Source organism: Nesterenkonia cremea, assembly GCF_014642675.1.
GTDB classification, from domain to species: Bacteria; Actinomycetota; Actinomycetes; order Actinomycetales; family Micrococcaceae; genus Nesterenkonia; species Nesterenkonia cremea.
The window spans coordinates 44,221-58,357 of the sequence record NZ_BMIS01000006.1 but is presented as its reverse complement, the minus strand read 5'-3'; the positions used below and the strand labels follow the sequence as shown (position 1 = coordinate 58,357).

Here is a 14,137-nt window from a genome sequence, read left to right as displayed (position 1 = left end):
CGTCCTCCCCCGGTCGTGGCAAGCCCTTAGGACGACTGCGTTCAGACCGTGATGCGGTACCCGCGCTTGACCACGGTCTGGACCACATCTGCCGGGATGGCTCTGCGCAGACGCGAGACCCACATCTCCAATGCGTGTTCGGAATCGCAGCACCGGACCTCAGCCAGCAGCTCTTCGCGGGAGAGGACCGCCCCTTTCGCCTCCATCAGAGCGCGCAACACCGCCAGCGGGCCGGGAGCCAGACGGATGGACTCCTCGCTGACCTCGGGCATGCTCAGCTCGGCCCCGCGCAGCTCGGCCGGGCCATGCTGCGTCTCCAGGCGCATGGTGTGGTGCTGCTCCAAGTGGTCACAGACCTTCTTGATCATCGCGCCCAGCCGCCAGCGGTTGGGGATGACAGCCTCGACGCCGGCGTCGGTCAGCGGCCCTGCGGTCACCCCGCCGACGGCGGCGGAGATGACGTCGGTCTTCAGCGCCTCCAGCAGCTCCTCATGCCGCCCATACTGCTGGGCCACGCCCAGGAAGGCGTCCACAGCCGGCGCCGCGGTGAAGGTGACGATGTCCAGCTGGCGCTCGATGACGGCGTCGATCATGCGCAGCAGCTCGTTGTCTTCCTCCGGCTTGGCCCAGGTGTAGGGCATCACCGTGACCACGCGCGCCCCGGCGTCCTCCAGCCGGCGGATCTGCTCGTGGTCCAGCAGCCCGTGCAGCTGGAAGGCCACCGTCTTGCCGCTGATGTCGCGCTCCAGGAGCATGTCCAGGACGGTGTCGGTCCGCTCATCCTCGGCGGCGCCGTCGTCGTCCATCCCGCAGGCGCGCACTGCGCCGCGGGCCTTGGGGCCGCGCACCAGGATGGCGGCCTGCTCCAGCGCCTCGTACAGCTCGTTCCAGACCCCGTAGGTCTCGGCGGCCTCCGCCCAGCGGCGCATCCCATAGGCGGTGGTGATGATCGCGAAGTCGGGCTGGGCGGCGATGACCTCATTGGTGTCCTGCTGCAGGGTCACCGACTCGGTCAGCGGAGCGATCCGCAGCGCCGGAGCGTGCATCACCTCGGCCCCGCGGCGCTCGAAGGCAGAGATCAGCTCATCGCTGCGCCGGTCCGAGGTCACCCCGATCCTGAAGCCGGCCAGGGTCTGCGGCAGCACCGGCACCGCCCCGAGGTCCGGACTGGAGGCGCTGGGGGCGGCGGTGCTGGTGACGGACTGCTCGGCAGCGCTCATACGAGAGCCCCCGCCTGCAGCGCAGCCTCACGCACGACGCCGGCGGCGTCCTCCTCAGTCCGGGCCTCTCCGCGCCCGGGACCGTCGGCGGCCAGACGGACCACCTCGCCGATCACCAGCACGGCCGGGGAGCTGATCCGCTGAGCCGCAGTGGCCGAGAGAATCTCGTCCAACAGCCCCAGGCAGACCCGCTGCTCCGGGCTGTAGCCCTTCTCCACCACACCCACCGGAGTGTCGTCGGAGAGGCCGTGGCGGCGCAGACCCTCCACCGTGTGGCCCAGTGTGCCCACACCCATCAGGACCACCACCGTGCCGCCCAGGCTGGTCAGCCCGGCCAGCTCCTCCTCGGTGAGCGGGTCATGTCCGGAGATCACGGTGAAGGCGCGGTTGATGCCGCGGGCGGTCACCGGAATGCCGGCGGCTGCGGGCACGGCCACCGCAGAGGTCAGCCCGGGGACCACGGTCACTGGGATGCCGGCGTCGCGGCAGGCGGCGACCTCCTCACAGCCACGGCCGAAGACGAAGGGGTCCCCGCCTTTGAACCGGACCACATGCTGTCCGCGGCAGGCGGCGTCAATCATCATCGAGTGGATGTTCTCCTGTGTGACCCGGTGATGTCCAGGCCGCTTCCCCACATCGAAGAGCTGAGCCTGCGGAGCCCAGGCCCGCAGGTCATCGGTGGGGGCCAGCCGGTCATAGAGCACGACGTCGGCGGCCGCCAGCGTGTCCCGGGCGCGGACGGTCATCAGATCCGCGGCACCCGGGCCGCCGCCCACCAGGGTGATCCGGCCGGGCCGGGCTCCCGCAGCAGACTCGGCCGCCTCGCCGACGCCGGCGGCCGGCGTCGGGCTGTGGTTCTGTGCGGAGCTGCTGCGCGGTTCCTCTCGGCTCACGGGGCACCTGCCTTCCAGCCCTCGGCGGGGGCGCCGACCAGCTCGAGGTCCTCATCAATCATGGACTCGTCCTCGCCGTCCGGAGGATCGACGTCAGCGTCGGGGCGGACCGGGATGACCGGGCCCAGCAGCACCGGGCCCTCGCCCGCCTCGGCGGCCTGCTTCTCCTCCTCGAAGGCGGGCCGGACCTGGTCGCGCTCCACCACGTACTTCAGATCGGTGTCCGGGGCCTCCGGGGCGTTGATGAAGGAGCGGAAGCGGCGCAGCTTCTCCGGGTCCTTCAGAGTGGCGGCCCATTCATCCTCATAGCGGTCCACATGCTCGGCCATGGCGGCCTCGAGGTCCTCGGCGATGCCCAGAGTGTCCTTCACGACCACGTCATAGACATGATCCACTCCTCCGGGCAGCTCCTCCATCCAGCGGGCCGTGCGCTGCAGGCGGTCGGCGGTGCGGATGTAGTACATGAGGTAGCGGTCCATGTACTTGATCAGCGTCTCATCATCGAGATCCTTGGCCAGCAGCTGGGCATGGACCGGAGTGGCGCCGCCGTTGCCGCCGACGTAGAGGTTCCAACCCTCCGGGGTGGCGATCACACCGGCGTCCTTGCCGCGCGCCTCCGCGCATTCGCGGGCGCAGCCGGAGACGCCGAACTTCATCTTATGTGGCGAGCGCAGACCCTTATAGCGGTTCTCCAAGCGGATGCCCATAGCCACCGAGTCCTGCAGCCCGTAGCGGCACCAGGTGGTGCCCACACAGGACTTCACGTTGCGCAGCGCCTTGCCGTAGGCCTGACCCGATTCGAAGCCGGCGTCCACCAGACGCATCCAGATCTTGGGCAGCTGCTCCAGCCGGGCGCCGAAGAGGTCGATGCGCTGAGCCGCGGAGATCTTGGTGTAGAGACCGAACTCCTTGGCCACCTCGGCGATGACCGACAGCTTGTCCGGGGTGATCTCACCGGCCGGGATGCGCGGCATCACAGAGTAGGTGCCGTTGCGCTGCATATTGGCCAGCGCACGGTCGTTGGTGTCCTGCAGCGCACCACGGCCGCTGTCCAGGATGTACTCGTCATGCAGGGCCGCCAGCATGGAAGCCACAGCGGGCTTGCAGATGTCGCAGCCGAAGTTGACGCTGGAGTCCGCCGGAGAGCCGAAGCGGTCCACGATCTCGGTGAAGGAGGTCAGCTGGGTCGCCTGGACCACCTCGAAGAGCTCGGCGCGGGAGTGCTCGAAGTGCTCGCACATGGCCTTGGAGACCTCCATGCCCTGCATGAGCATCTCCTTCTCCATGGTCTTCTTGGCCAGCGGCACGCAGGAGCCGCACTGGGTGCCCACCGTGGTGCACTTCTTCAGCCCACCCATATCGGTGATCGGCTCACCCGTGGTCTCACCTTTCACCGCCTCACGGATGTGCCCGGCGCAGACGGCCTTGCAGGAGCAGACCTCAGCGTCGTCGGGCAGGTCCATGTCCACGTCGCCGCCGGAGGCCGAGAGGAAGGCCCCGGGCTCGGCGGGCAGCTCGCGGCCCAGCAGCGGGCGCAGCGAGGAGTACGGGGTGGCATCGCCCACGAAGACCCCGCCCAACAGGGTGGAGGCGTCATCGGTGACCACCAGCTTCTGGTAGATACCCCCGACGGCGTCGGCGTAGACCACTTCCAAGGCACCCTCGGTGTGCCCGAAGGTGTCGCCGAAGCTGGCCACATCCATACCGGCCAGCTTCAGCTTGGCGGCGGTGTCGAAACCGTCGAAGCTGGCCTCGCCGCCGAGCAGCCGGTCGGCCACCACTTCGGCCATAGCATTGGCCGGGGCCACCAGGCCCATGCAGATGCCCTCATAGTTGGCCACCTCGCCGATGGCCCAAACATTGGGCGCCGAGGTGGCACAGGTCTGATCGATGACGATGCCGCCGCGCGGGTCGGTCTCCAGGCCTGCGCTGCGTCCCAGCTCATCGCGGGCGGTGATCCCGATGGCGGCGACGATCAGGTCTGCCGAGACGTCGGAGGTCTCGCTGAAGTTCAGGGTGCAGCGGAAGGAGCCGGCACCGTTGACGGACAGTGCGGAGGGCCGCTCCCCCAGGTGGAGGTCATAGCCCTCCTTGGCCAGCAGCCGGTTCAGCGTGCGTCCGCCGCCCTCGTCCAGCTGGGCGTTCATCAGGTAGTCCCGGGAGTGGACGATGGTCACCGTGGCGCCGCGTCCCTTGAGCCCGCCGGCGGCCTCCAGTCCGAGCAGGCCGCCGCCGATGACGGCGCAGTGTGGGGTACGCCCGAGCTCCTCGCGCAGCTCCTCCACGCGCTGGGTCAGCCAGTCGACGTCGTCGAGGGTGCGGTAGACCGCGATCTCCTCGCTGCCCTCGATGGGCGGTGCAGGGGCGGTGGAGCCGGTGGCCAGCACGACTTCGTCGAAGCTGATCACAGTGGACTCGCCGCTTCCGCCCTGGTCCGCGGCCGGCGTCGTAGTGATGGTCTTGGCCTCAGGATCCAGAGCGGTCACCGGTGTGGCGGTGCGCAGGGTGACCTTGGGGCTCTCCCAAAGGACGGGGTCTCCCAGCAGGAGGTCGTCCTGCGGGTCCTCGAAGCGCTTGGACAGACCCACGCGGTCATAGGGAGGCAGCGCCTCCTCGGTGAAGAGGCTGATGCGGGTGTCAGCGGGTCCGCGGGAGATCAGCGCCTCGACCAACCGGTGCGCAGCAGGCCCTCCGCCGACGACGGCAATATGACGGACCCCTTCGAGGGCGATGGCATCACGGGTCTGGGTGGGAGACATATCCCCACGCTACGGAGAGGCGATTTCCCTGGCGTATCCCATGTGTAAAGCGAGTGTGACATGGTTTTCAGCCGTTCTGAGCCCCTGCCTGAGAGGCATTTTATGCCTGCTTCACACCCGCGCAGGCGGGCTGAAACTGCACTCGCCTACAGTGGGGACGGTGAGCACAGAACACGCGACTGACACTGCACGCTGGCACCACATCTGCCCGCTGGATGAGCTGGAACCGATGTGGGGCGAGGCCGCGCTGGTCGACGGCGCCCAGATCGCTCTGGTCCGGCTGTCCGATGAGCGGCTCTTCGCCCTGGACCACTGGGATCCGGTGGCCAAGGCCAATGTGATGGCCCGCGGGATCGTGGGATCCAAGGGTGAGACACCCACACTGGCCTCCCCTATCCACAAACAGGTCTACAGCCTGGTGACCGGCGAATGCCTCTCCGAGGAGGGTCCGGCGCTGCGCACCTATGAGGTCCGCGTGGAGGACGGCAACCTCGAGGTGAAGGCATGATGCCCCCGAGGCCGGCCGCGCTGGCGGCCATCTCCCACGGCACCTCCTCCCCTGCCGGACAGGCGGTGGTCCAGGCTCTGGCCGATGAGGTCCAGCGGCTGGCCGCCTCCGAGCATGAGGCCGGCCGTCCCGTGGGCACGGTGAAGCTGGGGCATGTGGATGTCCAGCAGCCCGATGTCGCCGCCACTCTGGACGCCCTGCCCGAGGGCGAGCCGGCGGTGCTGGTGCCGCTGCTGCTCTCTGCGGGGTTCCACGTGAATGTGGATATGAAGGAGGCGGTGGATGCCGCCGGGCGCCCCGCCGTGATCGCCGGAGCCCTGGGCCCGGACGAGCGGCTGGCCGCAGTGCTGCAGCGCCGCCTGGAGGAGGCCGGAGCCGAGCTCGGCCAAGACACGGTCATCCTGGCGGCGGCGGGCTCCTCGGACACCTCGGCGGTGCGCGATGTGGGTGAGACGGCGCGGCTGCTGAGCGAGCGCCTGGGCACCCCGGTGCAGGACGCCTACCTCTCCTTCGCGCAGCCTTCGGTCCCCGCCGCCGTCCGCGCCGCCCAGGAGCAGAACCCCTCCGGCCGTGTGGCCGTGGTGAGCTACCTCCTGGCCCCGGGCTACTTCCAGGACCTCCTGGAGTCCCGCGCCACCGAGGCCGGAGCCGCGGTCATCACCCAGCCTCTCCTCCACCTCCACGAGGACACTCCCCGAGTCCCCGCCGAACTCCCCCGCATCGTCCTGGACCGCTACGGCCTCGCCTCCTGAGCAGCGCATAGGGCGTCGGCAGAAGATAGGGCAGGAAGAACCTCCCCGAGCCCACTGCAATCGCCGCTCTGACCCCACACGAACGGCGCGGGCAGTCCCGGCACACCCCACTCGGACCCCATGCGCCACAACCTTCCCCACACAACACTGCTCCGGTATGGTCAAAGAGCGAATGTGACCCAGGCCACCTACCGCCTGGCATTCACCACCGACGAAGGAGTCAGTCATGGGCAGCAACCGCGTCGTCGTCTATAAGGGGCCTGGTGAGGTGGAGGTCGAGAGTATCGACTATCCCCGTTTGGAGGTCCCCAAGGAGGTGGCGGATCACTTCAGGATCACGCAGAAGGCTCCGCATGCTGCGATCCTGAAGGTCACCACTACGAACATCTGTGGTTCGGATCAGCATATGGTCCGCGGCCGCACCACTGCTCCGGTCGGCCAGACGCTCGGCCATGAGATCACCGGCGAGGTGGTGGAGGCCGGTGAGGATGTGCTGTTCGTCCGTGAGGGCGATATCTGCTCGGTCCCCTTCAACATCGCCTGCGGCCGCTGCCGGATGTGCGAGGAGGGCAAGACGGGCATCTGCCTGAATGTGAATCCGGCGCGTGCGGGTGCCGCATACGGCTATGTGGATATGGGCGGCTGGATCGGCGGGCAGGCCGAGTATGTGATGGTCCCCTATGCCGATTTCAACCTGCTGAAGTTCCCGGACCGGGATCAGGCGCTGGAGAAGATCCTGGACCTGACCATGCTCTCGGACATCTTCCCCACGGGGTATCACGGCGCCTATACGGCCGGGGTGACCACAGGCTCCACGGTCTATGTGGCAGGCGCCGGACCGGTGGGCCTGGCCGCCGCGCATTCGGCTCAGCTGCTGGGCGCCTCTGTGGTGATGGTGGGCGATATGAACGCCGACCGGCTGCGCCAGGCGGAGAGCTTCGGCTGTGTGGGCATCGATCTGACCACGGACGGGACCTTGGAGGAGAAGATCGCTGAGGTCACCGGTGATCCTGAGGTGGACGCCGCAGTGGATGCGGTGGGCTTCGAGGCCCGCGGACATGGGGCCGACGCCGATGAGGCACCGGCCACGGTGCTCAACGACTGTATGGGCGTAGCCCGAGCCGGAGCCGGCATCGGGATCCCCGGCCTATATGTGACCGGTGATCCGGGTGCGGTGGACGACGCCGCCAAAGAGGGAACCCTGGGTGTGCGGCTGGGCTTGGGGTGGGCGAAGTCGCATCACTTCATGACCGGTCAGTGCCCGGTGAAGCAGTACAACCGGAAGCTGATGAACCTGATCCTCCATGACAAGGCGGACATCGCGAAGGCGGTGCGCGCCACGAAGATCAGCTTGGATGAGGCGCCGCAGGGCTACCAGCAGTTCGACAGCGGGGCGGCCCAGAAGTTCGTGATCGATCCCCACGGCATGGCTGCGGTCTGATCCATGGAGACGATCCTTCTCTTCGAGATCATGGGCACCGCCACCCTGGTGCTGCTCGGCGTCGGGGTGGTGGCCAATGCCCTGCTTCCCGGGACCAAAGGCCATGGCGGGGGTTGGTTGCTGATCAACTTCGGCTGGGGCCTGGGCGTCTTCGCCGGCGTCTTCGTGGCCTGGGGCTCGGGCGCCCACATCAACCCTGCGATCACGGTCGGGCTCATGGCCTCCGGTGCTGAGGAGTACGCACCGGGGATCGCGGTGAACCTGGCCAATACACTCACCTATTTCGGCGCGCAGATCATCGGCGCCTTCCTGGGTGCGGTGCTGGCCTGGGTAGCCTATAAGAAGCACTACGACGAGGCCGAGGAGCCCGCCGCGATCCTGGGCACCTTCGCCACCGGCCCGGAGCGCCGCAGCTATGGCTGGAACACCGCCACCGAGGTCATCGGAACCTATGTGCTGGTGCTGGTGGTGCTCATGCTGGGCGAGACCCCGGCCGAGCTGGGGCCGCTGGCTGTGGCCATGCTGGTGGTCGGCATCGGCGCCAGCCTGGGCGGTCCCACCGGCTACGCGATCAACCCGGCTCGTGACCTGGGGCCGCGGCTGGCCCACGCCGTGCTGCCCATCCGGCATAAGGGAGACGGCGACTGGGCCTACTCCTGGGTGCCGATCGTGGGCCCGATCGCCGGTGCTGCGCTCGCCGGCCTGACCGTGATGACCTTCCCACTTGTGAGCTGATCTGAGGAGCCTGATGACACACCCCACCCCGGACACCAAACGTCCCACCGAGAAGCAGTACGTGATGGCCATCGACCAGGGCACCACCTCCACCCGCGCCGTGATCTTCGATCACTCCGGGACCCCGGTGGGTGCCGCCCAGCGCGAGCATGAGCAGATCTTCCCGCAGGCCGGCTGGGTGGAGCACGATGCCCTGGAGATCTGGCGCAACACCCGCGACATGATCAGCCTGGCCCTCTCCGAGGCCTCAGTGAACCGGCACTCCCTGGCCGGCGTAGGCATCACCAACCAGCGCGAGACCACGGTGGTCTGGGACCGCCACACCGGAAAACCCATCTATAACGCAGTGGTCTGGCAGGACACCCGCACCCAGGCCATCTGCGATGAGCTCGCCGGCGACGCCGGACCGGAACGGTTCAAGGACCGCACCGGACTCCCGCTGGCCACCTACTTCGCCGGTCCCAAGATCCGCTGGATCCTGGACAACGTCGACGGCGCCCGGGAGCGTGCCGAGAACGGGGACCTGCTCTTCGGGACGATGGACACCTGGGTGGTCTGGAACCTCACCGGAGGTCCCGACGGCGGCGTCCACATCACCGATGTCACCAACGCCTCCCGAACGCTGCTGATGAACATCGACACCCTGGATTGGAACGAGGAGATCTGTGCCGAGGTGGGCGTGCCGGTGAGCATGCTGCCCGAGATCCGAACCTCCTCCGAGATCTACGGCTACGGCAGCCGCGAGTCCCTGCTGATCGACACCCCCCTCTCCGGGGTGTTGGGTGATCAGCATGCCGCCACCTTCGGGCAGGCCTGCTACGAACCCGGACAGGGCAAGAACACCTACGGTACCGGCAACTTCATGCTGATGAACACCGGCGAGGACATCGTCCGCTCGGAGAACGGGCTGCTGACCACTGTGGCCTACCAGCTCGGTGGAAAGAAACCGATCTACGCGTTGGAAGGCTCCATCGCAGTGACCGGATCACTGATCCAATGGTTGCGCGACAACCTCGGGCTGATCTCCTCCGCCCAGGAGGTCGAATCCAAGGCCAAGAAGGTCGAAGACAACGGCGGAGCCTATATCGTCCCGGCCTTCTCCGGACTGTTCGCACCGCATTGGCGCCCTGATGCCCGTGGTGTGATCGTGGGGCTGACCCGGTATGTGAACCAGAACCACCTCTGCCGGGCGGCCCTGGAGTCGGTGGCCTACCAGTCGGCTGAAGTGGTCCAGTCTATGGGCGCTGATGCCTCTGATGAGCTCACAGAGCTCAAGGTCGATGGGGGCATGGTGGTCAATGAGACGCTGATGCAGTTCCAGGCCGATGTGCTCGGCGTGGATGTGGTCCGGCCCAAGGTCATCGAGACCACAGCGCTCGGCGCAGCATATGCGGCCGGGCTGGCGGTGGGCTTCTGGGAGTCCACCGAGGAGGTCGCAGCCAACTGGGCCGAGGACACCCGCTGGAGCCCACAGATCGACGCCGCGGCCCGGGAGCAGCTGTTGCACCAGTGGTCCAAAGCGGTGGAGAAGTCCTTCGACTGGGTTGAAGAGAGCTGAGGGTTCTTCTGTCCCTGGTTGTCCGTGGTGCTGCCGCTGCCGGCGTCGTGGTTGGCGGTCGAGGGCAGGGAGGTGTGATCAGATACGCGCGTTATGACCACCGAAACCGCCGTTATGACGGCCTGATCTGATCACACTGGGCAGGGCTTCAGAAGTTTCCGGTGTCTGACGGGCCGTCTTCGGGCTGTTGGGCACCGGATATCGCTGAAGCCTTGGGCTGAGCGCGGAGGTGGGACGTCTTCGCCCCATCAACTTGTGGTGGCGAGGATCTTTTCGATGGTCTTGTGGCAGGTGCCGCAGCCGGTTCCGGCGCGGGTCTCTGCGCTGATCTCATCCACCGTCCGGCAGCAGCTCTCGGCGGCCTCCTGCACCATCCCGGCCGTCGTGCCGGCACAGCGGCACAGCACATCCTCCGGTTCCAGCTCAGCCTCCTTGGTGGCATGCTCAGCCGCCAAGAGCGCCGTCCGGTCCGCCACCGGGATCGTGCCCCGCGAGGAGTGCATGGCCAGCTCCGCCGCCGAACGCGGCATCCCCACAGAGACGAAGCCCAGCAGCCGCTCCCCCGCGGCGTCGTCGCCTGCGCTCACCGGCTCGGTCACGATCCGCAGATACTGCCCATGTTTGGGATCTGACCAGGTGGACACCGTCGGCGCCACAGGATCCCACGGGTCGATGTCCCAGGGGTCCTGGGAGGTGTCGCCCGCGCAGGCCACGTTCAGCGTCTTCGACTTCATCAGCACCACGTCCAACCCGGCCGGCTCCTGCGCCGAGCCGGCACCGTTGCTGACGGCATCGGCGTGGAACTCCACCGGGGCACCTGAGGCGTCCAGCTCCACCTCCGGGAGCAGGCGCAGATCCTGCCGCAGCGAGGCGGCCGCCGCCTCAGCCTGCAGCCAGCCCGGGGCGATCAGCCCGGAGGGATCACGCCCATCCACGGCCGCGCAGTCCCCGACGGCGAAGACATCGGCATGGCCCGCTTGGGTCCCGGTGCTGCGGGCGTCGCCTCCGGTGACGATGCCCCACTTCACCGGCAGCCCGGCAGCCGAGGCCAGCTCGTCCCGGGGCTTCACACCGGTGCAGGTCACCAGCAGCGAGGCCGGCAGCTTCTCCCCCAGCGAGGTCCGCACCGCCGTGAGCTCACCGTCCTCGGAGACCACTGTCTTCACATCGCAGGCCGACCGGACATCCACGCCGGCGCGTATCAGCTCGCGGCGCAGCAGCATGCCGGCGTCGGTGTCGACCTGGCGTCCCATGGGCACATTGCCGCGGTGCAGCAGGGTCACCGGGATCCCCACCTCCGCCACGGCGAGCGCGGCCTCCACGCCGAGGACGCCGCCGCCGAGCACCACCACAGGTTCGCGCTTCTCCAGGGCACCGCGGATGCGCAGGGCATCCTGCATATCCCGCAGCGCGATGACGCCGTCCGGGCAGCCGGTGGGCTTGAGCTCGGAATCGATGCGGCCGCCGCGGCGCAGCTCCACCGACATGCGCGGCAGGATCGGCTCAGCACCGGTGGCCAACACCAGCTTGGTGTAGGTCAGCGTCCGCTCCGTCAGTGTCACTGTATGCGCAGCGGTGTCCACAGCGGTGACCTCAGCGCCCAGCAGGACCTCCACGCCGAAGGCCTCCAGGGAGGCGACCTCGTCCATCGCCAGATCCTCAGGCTCCACGCGTCCCACGGAGACATCGCCGATGCGGATGCGCTGATACGCCGCCCGGTCCTCCCCGCCGATCACCGACAGCCGCAGCGCCCCGGCCTGGATCTCCGGCATCAGCTCCTCGATCAGCCGGGAGGCCACGGGGCCGAAGCCGATGACCACCACATGCGGGATCCCGCCGGTCAGCGCGCCTGCACCCAGGCCCTCCGGGAGGCTCACACTCTGACTCACGCCTGCGCTCCTTCCTTCTGCCGCCGCTCCGGCGCCTGCTCAACTCGCGCCTCAACACCCGGAACCTCATTCTGAAGCGCCGGTCGGATCACCGCCGGGGTGTTCTTGAACTCGGGCATCGAGCTGTGCGGGTCGGTCAACCCGCGGGTCAGCAGATTCGCCGTCCCGCTGCCCGGATAGTGGAAGGGCGCGAAGATCGTATCGGCCCGGATCCCGTCGTCGAGCTCCACGAGGCCGACCATCGCACCCTGGGCGTTCTCCACCACGGCGTAGCCGCCCTCCTCCAACCCGTGCTGGGCTGCGGTGGCCGGGTGAACCTGCAGCATCACCTCGGGGTGGGTGTCCTGCAGCGCCTGGACCCGGCGAGTCTGAGTGCCCGACTGGTAGTGCTCCATGACGCGGCCGGTGGTGAAGGTCAGCTCACCAGCCTGCGGTGCGGCCTGCCGGCGAGGACGGATCGCGCTGAGCTTGGCCTTCCCATCGGCATGGGCGAAGCGCTCCTGGAACATCCGGGAGGTGCCCACCACCGGCTCGCCGGTCAGCGACTCCTCCACCGAGAGCGTGGAGGAGGGAACCGGCCAATAGGGGGCGTGGCCGGCGTCGATCAGGTCCCAGTCCAGCCCCGAATAGTCGGCGGCCGCCCCGCGGGTAGCCTCGCGGAGCTCCTCGAAGACCTCCCGCGGCTCCACCGGGAAGTTCGCCGGGCTGCCCAGCCGGCGGGCCAGCTCGGACCAGATCCACAGCTCCGAGCGCGGCCCGGTGTCCTCAGCATCAGCCCCGAATTCAGCTTCAGGTCCAGCGTCCACGCCCGACGGCGGCTCCACGGCTTTGCGACGCCGAAGCACCCGCCCCTCCAGGTTGGTCATGGTGCCGTCCTCCTCGGCCCACTGCAGCACCGGCAGCACGACGTCGGCCTCCTCGGCCGTCTCGGAGAGGAAGAAGTCGGCGACCACGAGCAGGTCCAGAGCGCGCAGGTTCTCGATGACCCGGCCGGCGTCGGGGGCTGATATCGCGATGTTCGAGCCGTGGACGAACAGGGCGCTCACGCCCTTGGGAACCCCCTGCTCATCCACGGTGCCCATGGTGTGGAGCAGCTGCGTGGCCGGCTTGCCCGGGCCGGGGATCGAGGATTCCTCCACACCCCAGACCTGCGCCATATGGGCCCGGTCCTCCGGCTTGGCCACCAGCCGCATACCCGGCAGCTGGTCCGACTTCTGCCCCATCTCTCGACCGCCCTGGCCGTTTCCCTGGCCGGTGAGCGTGCCGTAGCCGCCTCGCGGACGGCCCTCGGTGCTGGTCCCGGGAAGGCCCAGCAGCAGGGCCAGGCTGATCGCAGCCCGGGCGGTGTCGGTGCCGTCGCGGTGCTGCTCCACTCCGCGGCCGGTCAGGATGTAGACCGGATCCCCGCCGTGCCGTGCGGTGTGGGCGGCATGGCCAAGCTTCCGGGCCACGCTGCGGATCTGATCAGCCCCGACGCCGGTGGCCGCCTGGGCTCGCTCGGGCCACCAGTGCGAGATCGAACGGCGGAACTCATCCACTCCGGTGACCCGCTGGGCGAGATAGTCCTGATCGGCGAAGCCCTCCTCGAGGACCACATTGGCCACTGCGAGCAGCAGCACCAGGTCCCCTCCCGGGGCCGGGGCCACATGCAGTCCAGCTCCGTCGGCGGTCAGCTCGGCAGTGTTGGAGCGCCGCGGGTCAACCACGATCAGCCCGCCCTTCTCCCGGGCGCCCTCGAGGTGCTGGACGAAGGGCGGCATCGTATCGGCCACATTGGAGCCCAGCAGCAGAATGGTGCAGGCATCGTCCAGGTCGGTCAGCGGGAAGGGCATCCCCCGGTCCAGTCCGAAGGCAAGCGTGGAGGCCTTCGAGGCCGAGGACATGCAGAACCGGCCGTTGTAGTCGATCTGCGAGGTGCCCAGCCCCACGCGGGCGAACTTTCCGATGGCGTAGGTCTTCTCATTGGTCAGCCCGCCGGAGCCGAAGACGCCGACGGCGTCGGGGCCCCGCTCCTGCTGTATCTGCCTGACCCGCCGGGCGATATGGTCCAGTGCCTGGGACCAGGTGGTCTCCTCGAAGGCACGGGTGCGTTGACCGGCGGCATTGCGGCTGCGGATCAGCGGGGCGGTGATCCGGTCCCCGCGGTTCTTCAGCGGCTCGGCGGCCGTGTTGCCCTTGCGGCAGAGCCGGCCCCGGTTGGTGGGGAAGGAAGCCCCCTCCACCTCGAAGCCGGTGCCCTGCCCCGGGATCTTGCGGACCGTCAGGTTCATCGCACACTGCAGCGCGCAGTACGGGCAGTGGGTGGTGACCGTCCTGGTGCTCCCCTGCTGTGCATCGCTCTCCCCCTGTGCGGGGTGACCAGCGGCCGGCGTCGTCGTCATG

The 14,137-nt window shown here is 68.4% G+C and carries 10 protein-coding genes; 5 read left to right on the top strand and 5 right to left on the bottom strand.

Going from position 1 to position 14,137, the window contains the following annotated elements:
• Window positions 1-41 precede the first annotated feature (41 nt).
• From IEW85_RS07855 to nirB, 3 genes are read right to left on the bottom strand one after another with little or no spacing between them, the layout of a single operon-like run.
• The gene (locus IEW85_RS07855) at window positions 42-1,220 is read right to left on the bottom strand and encodes a uroporphyrinogen-III synthase (RefSeq protein ID WP_188684418.1); all 1,179 of its coding nucleotides are present in this window, start codon (window positions 1,218-1,220) and stop codon (window positions 42-44) included.
• Complete coding sequence (gene cobA / locus IEW85_RS07850) at window positions 1,217-2,113, bottom strand: uroporphyrinogen-III C-methyltransferase (RefSeq protein ID WP_229658892.1); 897 nt, start codon at window positions 2,111-2,113, stop codon at window positions 1,217-1,219. The genes IEW85_RS07855 and cobA overlap by 4 nt, the downstream gene beginning before the upstream one ends.
• The gene (gene nirB, locus IEW85_RS07845; protein ID WP_188684416.1) at window positions 2,110-4,872 is read right to left on the bottom strand and encodes a nitrite reductase large subunit NirB; all 2,763 of its coding nucleotides are present in this window, start codon (window positions 4,870-4,872) and stop codon (window positions 2,110-2,112) included. The genes cobA and nirB overlap by 4 nt, the downstream gene beginning before the upstream one ends.
• Before the next feature lie 160 nt (window positions 4,873-5,032).
• On the opposite strand from nirB, the gene nirD reads away from it, so the two are divergent.
• From nirD to glpK, 5 genes are all read left to right on the top strand, one after another.
• Window positions 5,033-5,380, top strand: a complete 348-nt coding sequence (gene nirD / locus IEW85_RS07840) for a nitrite reductase small subunit NirD (RefSeq protein ID WP_229658891.1) — start codon at window positions 5,033-5,035, stop codon at window positions 5,378-5,380.
• Window positions 5,377-6,132 carry a sirohydrochlorin chelatase gene (locus IEW85_RS07835; protein WP_188684412.1) on the top strand — a complete coding sequence of 252 codons (756 nt, stop codon included), beginning with the start codon at window positions 5,377-5,379 and terminating at the stop codon, window positions 6,130-6,132. Before nirD ends, IEW85_RS07835 begins: the two co-directional genes overlap by 4 nt.
• A 226-nt stretch (window positions 6,133-6,358) precedes the next feature.
• Window positions 6,359-7,573: a formaldehyde dehydrogenase, glutathione-independent gene (gene fdhA / locus IEW85_RS07830; RefSeq protein ID WP_188684410.1), complete on the top strand. Its 1,215-nt coding sequence runs from the start codon at window positions 6,359-6,361 to the stop codon at window positions 7,571-7,573.
• A gap of 3 nt (window positions 7,574-7,576) precedes the next feature.
• Window positions 7,577-8,308, top strand: coding sequence for an MIP/aquaporin family protein (locus IEW85_RS07825; RefSeq protein WP_188684408.1), 732 nt, complete (start codon window positions 7,577-7,579; stop codon window positions 8,306-8,308).
• A 13-nt stretch (window positions 8,309-8,321) separates the two neighbouring features.
• Window positions 8,322-9,866 carry a glycerol kinase GlpK gene (gene glpK, locus IEW85_RS07820; protein ID WP_188684406.1) on the top strand — a complete coding sequence of 515 codons (1,545 nt, stop codon included), beginning with the start codon at window positions 8,322-8,324 and terminating at the stop codon, window positions 9,864-9,866.
• A 248-nt stretch (window positions 9,867-10,114) separates the two neighbouring features.
• Here the strand turns inward: glpK and IEW85_RS07815 are convergent, their stop codons facing one another.
• Together IEW85_RS07815 and IEW85_RS07810 are read right to left on the bottom strand one after the other, a co-directional pair.
• Entirely contained in the window at window positions 10,115-11,755 is a 1,641-nt protein-coding gene (locus IEW85_RS07815; RefSeq protein ID WP_188684404.1) for an FAD-dependent oxidoreductase, read from the bottom strand.
• Window positions 11,752-14,136 (bottom strand): molybdopterin oxidoreductase family protein, encoded by a 2,385-nt coding sequence (locus tag IEW85_RS07810; protein ID WP_188684402.1) that lies wholly within the window; start codon window positions 14,134-14,136, stop codon window positions 11,752-11,754. The genes IEW85_RS07815 and IEW85_RS07810 overlap by 4 nt, the downstream gene beginning before the upstream one ends.
• Window position 14,137 lies beyond the last annotated feature (1 nt).